Source organism: Kitasatospora sp. NPDC059803, assembly GCF_042732255.1.
Taxonomy (GTDB): Bacteria; Actinomycetota; Actinomycetes; order Streptomycetales; family Streptomycetaceae; genus Kitasatospora.
The window spans coordinates 825-11,330 of sequence record NZ_JBHWIJ010000281.1 but is presented as its reverse complement, the minus strand read 5'-3'; the positions used below and the strand labels follow the sequence as shown (position 1 = coordinate 11,330).

Annotated in this window: 9 protein-coding genes; 4 read left to right on the top strand and 5 right to left on the bottom strand. The window is 72.7% G+C overall.

Annotated features, from left to right (window positions below):
- Window positions 1-172: 172 nt before the first annotated feature.
- From ACFV6I_RS31905 to ACFV6I_RS31895, 3 genes are all read right to left on the bottom strand, one after another.
- Window positions 173-1,147: a hypothetical protein gene (locus tag ACFV6I_RS31905; protein ID WP_380429057.1), complete on the bottom strand. Its 975-nt coding sequence runs from the start codon at window positions 1,145-1,147 to the stop codon at window positions 173-175.
- Between the two features lie 291 nt (window positions 1,148-1,438).
- Entirely contained in the window at window positions 1,439-2,659 is a 1,221-nt protein-coding gene (locus ACFV6I_RS31900) for an acetyl-CoA C-acetyltransferase (RefSeq protein WP_063348024.1), read from the bottom strand.
- A gap of 62 nt (window positions 2,660-2,721) precedes the next feature.
- Complete coding sequence (locus ACFV6I_RS31895; protein WP_380429055.1) at window positions 2,722-3,804, bottom strand: SGNH/GDSL hydrolase family protein; 1,083 nt, start codon at window positions 3,802-3,804, stop codon at window positions 2,722-2,724.
- A gap of 256 nt (window positions 3,805-4,060) precedes the next feature.
- Between ACFV6I_RS31895 and ACFV6I_RS31890 the strand changes: the two genes are divergently transcribed.
- From ACFV6I_RS31890 to ACFV6I_RS31880, 3 genes are all read left to right on the top strand, one after another.
- Window positions 4,061-5,461, top strand: a complete 1,401-nt coding sequence (locus tag ACFV6I_RS31890; protein WP_063348022.1) for a cystathionine beta-synthase — start codon at window positions 4,061-4,063, stop codon at window positions 5,459-5,461.
- Between the two features lie 511 nt (window positions 5,462-5,972).
- Window positions 5,973-6,308, top strand: coding sequence for a hypothetical protein (locus ACFV6I_RS31885; RefSeq protein ID WP_063348021.1), 336 nt, complete (start codon window positions 5,973-5,975; stop codon window positions 6,306-6,308).
- 192 nt (window positions 6,309-6,500) lie between these two features.
- Entirely contained in the window at window positions 6,501-7,805 is a 1,305-nt protein-coding gene (locus ACFV6I_RS31880; protein WP_380429053.1) for an Ig-like domain-containing protein, read from the top strand.
- A gap of 16 nt (window positions 7,806-7,821) precedes the next feature.
- Here ACFV6I_RS31880 and ACFV6I_RS31875 read toward each other — a convergent pair whose 3' ends face one another.
- Together ACFV6I_RS31875 and msrA are read right to left on the bottom strand one after the other, a co-directional pair.
- Window positions 7,822-8,184: a cupin domain-containing protein gene (locus ACFV6I_RS31875; RefSeq protein ID WP_363372410.1), complete on the bottom strand. Its 363-nt coding sequence runs from the start codon at window positions 8,182-8,184 to the stop codon at window positions 7,822-7,824.
- Between the two features lie 139 nt (window positions 8,185-8,323).
- Window positions 8,324-8,989 carry a peptide-methionine (S)-S-oxide reductase MsrA gene (msrA, locus tag ACFV6I_RS31870; RefSeq protein ID WP_063348018.1) on the bottom strand — a complete coding sequence of 222 codons (666 nt, stop codon included), beginning with the start codon at window positions 8,987-8,989 and terminating at the stop codon, window positions 8,324-8,326.
- 171 nt (window positions 8,990-9,160) lie between these two features.
- Between msrA and ACFV6I_RS31865 the strand changes: the two genes are divergently transcribed.
- Complete coding sequence (locus tag ACFV6I_RS31865) at window positions 9,161-10,315, top strand: cystathionine gamma-synthase (protein ID WP_063348017.1); 1,155 nt, start codon at window positions 9,161-9,163, stop codon at window positions 10,313-10,315.
- Window positions 10,316-10,506: the final 191 nt, after the last annotated feature.

The window sequence follows — 10,506 nt, the reverse complement described above, 5'->3', positions numbered from 1 at the left end:
GACCGCGTCCGGCGGGCCGTCGCGGGGGGGGCCGGGGGGCGGCGCCGGGGCGGTCGGTGCGGCTGCGCCCCCGCACCCCCCCCGGGGCGGGCGGGTCTCACACCCACTCCCCCGCCCCCCCCTGGGCCGTGCTGCGCTGTGTGTGCCGTGCTGCCGCGCTGCTGGGGCGGCGTCAGATGCTGGCGACCACCCGGTCGGCGAGGACGTAGACGGCCTCCTCGTCGGTGGAGAAGGTCAGCGAGTACGAGCCGGAGAAGCGCGAGCCGCCGAGCAGTCGGACGTGCTCACCGGCACGGACCGCGTCGATCAGCCGGTAGGCGGCCTCCCGGTCGCCCGGGGCCACGCAGAGCGTGGTGCCGTCGGCGAAGGCGTACACGTCCAGGGTGCCCAGCGGGCCCGGGCGGACGTCGATCAGGGCGACGGCCTCGTCGGCGAGGGTGGCCAGCCGGGTGTCGGTCCACTCGCGGGACGGCGCCTGGCTGGGCACGAAGTCGGGGTGGGAGGGGTGGCGGCGCGGGTCGGGCGCGGCGACCGGGGCGTCCTCGACGGCCTGGTCGGCGTCCAGCAGCCCGGCCTCCAGGCCGGTGGCCAGCAGGTCGGCCTCGCGGCGGGCGCGGGCGTCCCCGGTGGGCTCGGCGGAGCCGGTGGAGGCGGCGGTGGAGCCGGCGGAGGAGGTGCCGGAGCCCTGGCCGGGGAACAGCGGCGAGCCGCCCTCGGGACCGGGCTCGGCGGGGCCCTCGTTGATCAGGTCCTCCAGCGCGGAGCGCAGCGCCTCGCCGAACTCCGGGTCCATGGTGCCGGCGTTGTCGACGGCGTCCTGCGGGCCGGTGGGGCGGGGGAAGAACAGCGGCCACTCGTCGGTGCTGGCGAACGCGCCGGTGTACGGGGAGTCGAACAGTGGCGCGTCCTCGGCCGCGCGGGCCTCCTGCTCGGCCCAGAACGCCCGGGCCTCGGTGATCTCCCGCTCGCGGTCGGCGGCGAGTGCCTCGGTGACGGCCTGGCGTATCGCGGCCTGGTCCACCGGGGCGGGTGCGGCCTGGGCCGCGGCCTGCGCGTCCAGCCGGCGGGAGAGTCCCCGGAGATGGAGCAGCACGGCGGTCGACACGGTGATCAGGATCAGCAGCAGGATGGTGTAGACGGCGCTCACGGAACGTACTCCTAGCGAGGAGCGGAACGGGGTTACGTGTCCACACTGCCGCATCCGGGGCTGTTGCCGCAGTGGCGAATGTCTAATTTGTGGGGGACTTTCGCTCTTGTCCCCAAATTGTTAGGTAACACCGTTCTACGCAGTGGAGTTGATCCGCTCCGCAGTGTCGATTTCCGGGCCGAAAACGAGCGAAAAGAGGGCCGGATCGACCTCGCGATGTGATCCGGCCCTCAATTACTCACGGTCACTCCAAATGGGTGGTCCAGACCCTTTCGGGGTGGCTCGGCGGGGTCAGCTGAGGCGCTCGATCACCATCGCCATGCCCTGGCCGCCGCCGACGCACATGGTCTCCAGGCCGAACTGCTTGTCGTGCCACTGCAGGGAGTTGATCAGGGTGGTGGTGATCCGGGCGCCGGTCATGCCGAACGGGTGGCCGACGGCGATCGCGCCGCCGTTGACGTTCAGCTTGTCCAGGTCGATGCCGAGATCCCGGTAGGACGGGATCACCTGGGCGGCGAAGGCCTCGTTGATCTCGACCAGGTCGATGTCGTCGATGGTCAGGCCGGCCCGCCGCAGCGCCTGCCGGGAGGCCTCGACGGGGCCGTAGCCCATGATCTCGGGGGAGAGCGCGCTGACGCCGGTGGAGACCACCCGGGCGAGCGGGGTGATGCCCAGCTCCCGGGCCTTGGTGTCGGACATGATGACCAGCGCGGCGGCGCCGTCGTTCAGCGGGCAGCAGTTACCGGCGGTCACGGTGCCGTCCGGTCGGAACACCGGCTTCAGGCCGGAGACGCCCTCCAGCGTGACGCCGGCGCGCGGGCCGTCGTCCTTGCTCACCACGGTGCCGTCCGGGAGCGTCACCGGGGTGATCTCGCGCTCCCAGAAGCCGGCCTTGATGGCGGCCTCGGCGAGGTTCTGCGAGCGGACGCCGAACTCGTCCTGCTCGGCGCGGGTGATCCCCTTGAGCGCGGCCAGGTTCTCGGCGGTCTGGCCCATCGCGATGTAGGCGTCCGGCAGCAGGCCGTCCTCGCGCGGGTCGTGCCACTCCCCGCCGCCCTCCTCGGCGCGCTTGGCGGTGCGGGCCTGGGCCTCGTCGAAGACCGGGTTCGTGGTGCCCGGCATGCCGTCCGAGGTCCCGTTCACGCTGCGCGAGACGGTCTCCACGCCGGCCGAGAGGAAGACGTCGCCCTCGCCGGCCCTGATCGCGTGCAGTGCCATCCGCGTGGTCTGCAGCGAGGACGAGCAGTAGCGGGTGATGGTGGCGCCGGGCAGGTAGTCCATGCCCATCTGGACGGCCACGATGCGGGCCAGGTTGTGGCCCTGCTCGCCGCCGGGCAGGCCGCAGCCGAGCATCAGGTCGTCGATCTCGCGCGGGTCGAGCTGCGGGACCTTGGCCAGCGCGGCCTGGATGACGTGGGCGGTCAGGTCGTCGGGGCGGACGTCCTTGAGCGAGCCCTTGAAGGCCCGGCCGATCGGCGAACGGGTGGCGCTGACGATGACGGCTTCGGGCATGGCGGGCTCCTCGCTGGGTGACGGCGGACTGGCGTCCGGGAGGAAAGTTACCGCCTGGTAGATCAGGCGTCACCCGTCCCGGCGTGTGAGCTGGCCGACGTGTCGCCGGCCTCTGGAACGGCTCCTTCCCGGGCCTCCTCGGGCGCCCACGAGCCGGGCAGCCCGACCCGCAGCCGGTGGCGCAGCAACGCCCAGCGGCGGCTGGCGCCCTCCGTCTCGACGGCCGCGACCTCGGTGCCCGAACGCCCGGCCGCGGCGGCGGCGGCCATCGCCACCGGCAGCACCGTCCCGCCCGGCACGGGTGCGGCCGGGCGCTCCTCCTCCGGCCAGAGGCCGAGCGCGGCGCACACCGAGGGCAGCACGGCCATCGCGGCCGTCGCGTAGCCCTGGGCGGACGGGTGGTAGCGGTCGGCGGCGAACATCTCCGGGCGCGCCGCGAACTCCGGGCCCAGCAGCGAGCCCAGCGAGACCGTCCGGCCGCCGGCCTCCACGACCGCGATGGTCTGCGCGGCCGCCAGCTGGCGGCTCAGCCGGCGGGCCACCCAGCGCAGCGGCGGGTGCACCGGCTTGATCGTCCCGAGGTCCGGGCAGGTGCCGACCACCACCTCGCAGCCGTTCGCCCGCAGCGCCGCGACGGCCTCGCCGAGCTGGCGGACGGCCAGCTGGGCCGGGCTGTGCCGGGTCACGTCGTTGGCGCCGATCATGAGCACGGCGACGTCCGGGTGGTGCGGCAGCGCCTGCTCCAGCTGGCCCGAGAGGTGGGCGGAACGGCCGCCGGAGCGGGCCACGTTGACCAGCCGGACCGGGCGCTCGGCCACCGAGGCCAGACCCGCGGCCAGCAGCGCGCCCGGGGTCTCCCGGGCCCGCAGCACACCGAGGCCGGCGCCGGTGGAGTCGCCGAGGACGGCCAGCACCAGCGGCGGCTGCGTGGCGGCGGAGCTGTCGGCGAAGGCCTCGCCGTAGACGCCGTCGGCCTTGGGCGGATCGCCCTCCAGCACGCCGATGGCCTGGATCGCCAGCTTGCTCTCGGTGAGCAGCACGCCCACCAGTCCCACACCCAGCAGGCCGAGCCCGCCGCCGCCGTACGCCGCCGCGGTGGCGATCCGGCGGGCCACCCGGGCCCGCGAGTCCTGTGCCCCTGGCATCCGATGCCCCCTTCGCGTCCTGGTGCCGCCCCCTCCGGGGCCATGGCGATGCCTGCACCCCCCTCCTACCCGCGCGGGGGCCGGGGCTACCTGCGGGGCTGGGCCATTGGGGGAGGAGGGCGGGTGGCGGGGCCGCCGCGCGGGGCCGGGGCGGGGCGAGGGGCGGGTGGGGCGGAAGGGCGGGCTGGGGCGGGCGGCACGGCCTAGGCTTTGCAGTACCGAAAGCACTCGCATGCCCACAACCGGGAGGACCCCCGTGCGGTACCACAACTCGATCATCGACCTCGTCGGCAACACGCCGCTGGTCAAGCTGAACAAGGTCACCGAGGGCATCAGCGCGACAGTGCTGGCGAAGGTCGAGTACTTCAACCCCGGCGGCTCGGTGAAGGACCGCATCGCGATGCGCATGATCGAGGCCGCCGAGGCCTCGGGCGCCCTGAAGCCGGGCGGCACCATCGTCGAGCCGACCTCCGGCAACACCGGCGTCGGCCTGGCGATCGTGGCCCAGCAGAAGGGCTACAAGTGCATCTTCGTCTGTCCGGACAAGGTGTCCACCGACAAGATCAACACCCTGCGCGCGTACGGCGCCGAGGTGGTCGTCTGTCCCACCGCCGTGGCCCCCGAGCACCCGGACTCGTACTACAACGTCTCCGACCGGCTCGTCCGGGAGACCCCGAACGCCTGGAAGCCGGACCAGTACTCCAACCCGGACAACCCGGCCTCGCACTACCACTCCACCGGTCCGGAGCTGTGGGAGCAGACCGAGGGCCGGATCACCCACTTCGTGGCGGGCGTCGGCACCGGCGGCACCATCTCCGGCACCGGCAACTACCTGAAGGAGGTCTCGGGCGGCAAGGTCAAGGTGATCGGCGCCGACCCGGAGGGCTCGGTCTACTCGGGCGGCACCGGCCGGCCGTACCTGGTCGAGGGCGTGGGCGAGGACTTCTGGCCGACCGCCTACGACCGTGACGTCGCCGACGGCATCGTCGCCGTCTCCGACAAGGACTCCTTCCAGATGACCCGCCGCCTGGCCAAGGAGGAGGGCCTGCTGGTCGGCGGCTCCTGCGGCATGGCCGTGGTGGCCGCGCTGGAGGTGGCCAAGGGCCTGGGCCCGGACGACGTCGTGGTGGTGCTGCTGCCGGACGGCGGCCGCGGCTACCTGTCCAAGATCTTCAACGACGACTGGATGGCCGACTACGGCTTCCTGCCCTCGGCCACCGACGAGGCGCACATCGGCGAGGTGCTGGCCCGCAAGGACGCCATCGAGCACGAGGGCATCCCGCAGTTCGTCCACATGCACCCGAACGAGACGGTCGCCGAGGCGGTCCGGGTGCTGCGCGAGTACGGCGTCTCGCAGATGCCGGTGGTCTCCCCGGGTGCCGGGCACCCCGACATCATGGCCGGCGAGGTGATCGGCTCGGTGGCGGAGAAGCTCCTGCTGGAGGGCGTCTTCGCGAAGGAGATCGAGCTGACCGACACGCTGGACCGGGTGATGTCCAAGCCGCTGCCGGTCGTCGGTGCGGGCGAGACGGTCACCAACCTGATGACCGTGCTGGAGAAGGCCGACGCCGCGGTGGTGCTGGTGGACGGCAAGCCGCAGGGCATCGTCACCCGCCAGGACCTGCTGGGCTTCCTCGCCGGCCGCGCCGCGCACTGACCCGTCGGCGCCGGCCCTGACCGGCCCCGGCGGGCCCTGACCGACCCCGACCCCGCCACCGGCTCCGGTCGGCGGGGCGGACGAGGTTTCGCCCACGTTTTGCCCGCGGTTCGCCCACGGGCGAAGTGGTACACCGGCGTCACCTGCCCGCAGCACGCGGTTAACAACCGTCCGGCATCGTGGTGGTCAACGGCAAGACGCCGAGCGAGACGACGGCAACCGTCCGGGAGCGGCTCCCCGGCGGACGCGGTCGGCTCCGGACACGTCGGGCGGTCCTGACCCGGCCCGCCGTGTCCGCCCTCCAACCCGGCAACGGGGGAGAGGGGTCTCCGCGGGAGGTGCCGTCGTCCCGCCCCTGTCCGGCTGCGGCCGGTCGACAGGGTGCGGCGGCTCCCGCGGTACTGCGCGCCGCACGGCGCGTCTCCGCGGTTCCCGGGTGGGGGAACCGAGGCGGAGAACGGCAGGGCCGGTCCTTCTCCGAGGGACCGGCCCTTCCCGTACGCTCACACGCATGACCAGCACTGAAACCACCCAGGACGAGCCGCGCTACGTCCGGCTCAAGATCGAGCTCATCGCGGAGATCACCGACGAGGGCGCGCTCAAGGCGGCCGCCCTGAAGCAGGTGACCGAGGACGAGTACCTCGACGACGACGAGCGCGCCCAGTCCGTCGACGCCATCGAGGTGGACCCGTCGGGTTCGCTCGCCCACTTCATCGACCCGGTGGCGCTGCTCGGCGACGTGCCGGGTGTCGAACTGGCCTCGGCGACCTGGGAGTCGGCGCAGACCGAGTTCGACCCCGAGAACGAGGGTTGGGACGAGTACGTGGTGGACGAGTCCGCCGAGTAGCGGCCTCGCCCCGCGAGCTCGTCACCGCTCGTGAACGCCCGGTCTGCCCCGCAGGCCGGGCGTTTTTTCCCTGTTCACCGGGAAGTTGGGTCATCTCATACGATCGCTTACCCTTCGGAGGTGGAACCGTGCACGGGCGGATTGCGTTTCTGTATCCGTAAATGCCCGGGATGATCAGCAGGGAGACGCGACGTGACGGCACGGGACGGTCAGGGGCGGGCAGGCGGAGGCAACTGGAGCCGGCGCGGAGTGCTCGCGGGTCTGATCGGGGCGCCGGTCCTGCTGCTCGCGGCCTGCAACGACACCAAGAGCGCCGACGCCAACGGCTCGGGCGGTTCGGGCGGTTCGGGCGGTTCGGGCGGTTCCGCTGGAACCCCGGGCGCCGGCAGCGGCTCCGGCGGGACCAGCAGCGCGCCGAAGACCTCGACCGCCGTCATCACCGTCACCCCTGCGGACGGTGCCGCCTCCGCCAGCTTCAGCGAGCCGGTCAAGGTCACCGTCAGCAACGGTACCCTGGGCACCGTCAAGGTCACCGACTCCACGGGCAAGGAACTGGCCGGCCAGCTCGCCTCCGACGGCGCCAGCTGGACCTCGGCCGCCGCCCCCGCCAGCGGCACCAAGTACACCGTGGCCGCCACCGCCCTCGACAAGGACAAGCTGGAGGCGGACGCCAACGCCACCTTCACCACGGCCACCCCGGCCAACACCTTCGTCGGCTACTTCACGCCCGAGGACGGCTCGGTCGTCGGCGTCGGCATGCCCGTCTCGATCACCTTCAGCAAGCCGATCACCGACCGCAAGGCCGTCCAGCAGGCGATCACCGTGATAGCCGAGCCGGGCGTCGAGATCGTCGGGTACTGGTTCTCCAGCACCCGCCTCGACTTCCGGCCGCAGGAGTACTGGGCCAAGGGCACCAAGGTCACCCTCAAACTCCGGCTCAAGGACGTCGAGGGCGCCAAGGGCGTCTACGGCACCCAGTCCAAGGACGTCCGCTTCACCATCGGCCGCGCCCAGACCAGCGTCGCCGACCTCGCCGCCAAGAAGCTCACCGTCACCACCGACGGCCAGGTCAGCGCCGTCTACAAGATCTCCGGCGGCTCGCCCGAGCACCGCACCTGGGGCGGCAAGATGGTGATCTCCGAGCAGTTCCAGCAGACCCGGATGAACTCGCAGACCGTCAACCTCGGCAGCGAGTACGACATCGCGGACGTGCCGCACGCCCAGCGGCTCACCACCTCGGGCACCTTCATCCACGGCAACTACTGGTCCCCGTCGTCGATCTTCGGCGGCCAGAACACCAGCCACGGCTGCATCGGCCTCCAGGACGCCAAGGGCGCGCAGGACGGCAGCACGGACGGCTACAAGTTCTACAAGAGCTCCATGGTCGGCGACGTGGTCGAGGTCGTGAACTCCGGTGACAAGACCGTCGCGCCGGACAACGGCCTGAACGGCTGGAACCTCGGCTGGGCCGCCTGGAAGGCCGGCAGCGCCGTCTGACGCCGGGAGCCGCCGGTCAGCGCTTCGCGTAGTCGGCGAAACCCTGCCAGTCGACGATCACGCACGGCTCGTCGCCGACGATCCAGGCATCGTGCCCGGGCGGGCAGATCATCAGGTCGCCCGGGCCGAACTCGGTCTCCTGACCGTCGTCCATGACGATCCTCATCCGGCCCGAGACCACGTACCCCGTGTGGGCGGCCAGGCAGCTGTCGGTCTTGGCGATCGGCTTCACGTGCTTGGACCACTGCCAACCCGGGTGGAACACGGCCCGGCCCACCGGGCCGGCGTCCAGGTTGACCAGACGCAGTTCCCCCGTGCCCTCCTCGAAGGGGCGGACCTCCTCGGGGGCGTCGAAGTTCATGCGGACGAGACCGGACATGGCGCACTCCTCTCCCCACGGACGGCCCGGCCGTCCAGCGAGAGGAGGAGGCAGGCCCGTCTGCTGGCCCTTCCAGTCTGCGCCCCGACCGGCGGGCGGTCACCTCGGGTGGCCGGCCCGCCGGAACGGTCACGGACGGTCAGCCCTGCGTGCGGGCCACGCCGATCGGGCAGGAGGCGCCGGTGCCGCCGAGGCCGCAGTAGCCGTTCGGGTTCTTGGCGTCGGACAGGTACTGCTGGTGGTACGGCTCGGCCGGGTAGAACGGGCCCGCCGGGGCGATCTCGGTGGTGATCGGGCCGTAGCCGAGCGCGGTCAGGGCCGGCTGGAAGGCGTCCCGGCCGGCGGCCGCGGCGGCGGCCTGGACGGGGGAGTGGGTGTAGACGGCGGAGCGGTACTGGGTGCCGACGTCGTTGCCCTGGCGGTTGCCCTGGGTCGGGTCGTGCGCCTCCCAGAAGGTCTTCAGTAGCCGCTCGTAGGAGACCAGCGAGGGGTCGAACACCACCCGGACCGCCTCGGTGTGCCCGGTCAGCCCGCTGCACACCTCCTCGTACGTCGGGTGGGGGGTGTAGCCGCCCTGGTAGCCGACCAGCGTCGTCCAGACGCCGGGCAGGCGCCAGAACGTCCGCTCGGCGCCCCAGAAGCAGCCCAGCCCGAAGTCGGCCACCTCCAGGCCGTCCGGGTACGGCCCGGTGAGCGGGTGGCCGAGCACGGTGTGCGGCTCGCGCAGCGCGAAGCCCGGCGACTCCCGGCCGGGCAGCGCCTGGTCGGCGGGAACGAGCGAGGTCTTGTGGCGGTTGAACAGCACGGCCTGCTCCAGCGGGGTAGGGAGGGTTGCGCAGGATTCAACGCGGCGGGCCGCCCCCGGATTCCGGCGCCGCCCGGATTCCGCCGCCGCCCCGGTCCACGGCCGGCCCGGTTCACGGCGGGCTGGGACGTTCCGGAGGGCACCGGCCCGTACGGCCACTAGGCTCGACCCATGACCGAGCACCAGCTTCCCCAGGGCTTCGAGACCCTCGCCATCCACGCGGGTCAGGAAGCAGACCCCCAGACCGGGGCCGTCGTCACGCCGATCTACCAGGTGTCCACCTACAAGCAGGACGGGGTGGGCGGCCTGCGGGGCGGCTACGAGTACAGCCGCAGCGCCAACCCGACCCGCACCGCGCTGGAGGAGTGCCTCGCGGCACTGGAAGGCGGCGCCCGCGGCCTCGCCTTCGCCTCCGGCCTGGCCGCCGAGGACACCCTGCTGCGTACCATCCTCAAGCCGGGCGACCACATCGTGATCCCCAACGACGCCTACGGCGGTACCTTCCGGCTGTTCGCCAAGGTGCTGACCCGCTGGGGCGTCGAGTTCTCCGTCGCCAACACCCAGGACCTGGCGACCGTCCGCGCCGCGCTGCGTCCCAACACCCGCGCGGTCTGGGTGGAGACCCCGTCCAACCCGCTGCTGGGCATCACCGACCTGGCCGCGCTCGCCGAGGTCGCGCACGGCGCCGGCGCGCTGCTGGTGGTCGACAACACCTTCGCCAGCCCGTACCTGCAGCAGCCGATCGCGCTCGGCGCGGACGCGGTCGTGCACTCCACCACCAAGTACATGGGCGGCCACTCGGACGTGGTCGGCGGTGCGCTGGTGCTGGCCGACGCGAGCCTGGGCGAGGAGGTGGCGTACCACCAGAACGCGATGGGCGCCGTCTCCGGGCCGTTCGACGCCTGGCTGGTGCTGCGCGGCATCAAGACGCTGGGCGTCCGGATGGACCGGCACAGCGCCAACGCGGAGAAGGTCGCCGAGCTGCTGGCGAGCCACCCGAAGGTCAGCCAGGTGCTGTACCCGGGCCTGCCCGAGCACCCCGGCCACGAGATCGCCGCCAAGCAGATGAAGGCCTTCGGCGGCATGGTCTCGTTCCGGGTCCAGGGCGGCGAGGAGGCGGCGGTCGAGGTCTGCAACCGCGCGCAGCTGTTCACCCTCGGCGAGTCGCTCGGCGGCGTGGAGTCGCTGATCGAGCACCCGGGCCGGATGACCCACGCCTCGGTGGCCGGTTCGGCGCTGGAGGTGCCCGCCGACCTGGTGCGCGTCTCGGTCGGCATCGAGTCGATCGACGACCTGCTCGCCGACCTCAAGCAGGCGCTGGGCTAGGACGCGCCCAGAAGTCCGGAGCCTGTTGAAGATCTCCGGCCTCGGTGAGCAGTCCGGGGACCGCGATGGTCACCTGACGCGCTGTCGGCGCACTCGGCCGGAGGAGCCCCTGTGGGCGCCGGCGCGCCGGGGCGTTGGGGCGGACCCCCCGCCGGGCGGCCCGCGCGGGGGGGCCGGAGGCCCTGGCGGGC

What these genes read in the sequence shown, in the direction of transcription:
- ACFV6I_RS31865 (WP_063348017.1), top strand. Translation starts at nt 9,161, where the DNA reads ATGACCGAGCACCAGCTTCCCCAGGGCTTCGAGACCCTCGCCATCCAC.
- ACFV6I_RS31895 (WP_380429055.1), bottom strand. Translation starts at nt 3,804, where the DNA reads ATGCCAGGGGCACAGGACTCGCGGGCCCGGGTGGCCCGCCGGATCGCC.
- ACFV6I_RS31875 (WP_363372410.1), bottom strand. Translation starts at nt 8,184, where the DNA reads ATGTCCGGTCTCGTCCGCATGAACTTCGACGCCCCCGAGGAGGTCCGC.
- ACFV6I_RS31900 (WP_063348024.1), bottom strand. Translation starts at nt 2,659, where the DNA reads ATGCCCGAAGCCGTCATCGTCAGCGCCACCCGTTCGCCGATCGGCCGG.
- ACFV6I_RS31885 (WP_063348021.1), top strand. Translation starts at nt 5,973, where the DNA reads ATGACCAGCACTGAAACCACCCAGGACGAGCCGCGCTACGTCCGGCTC.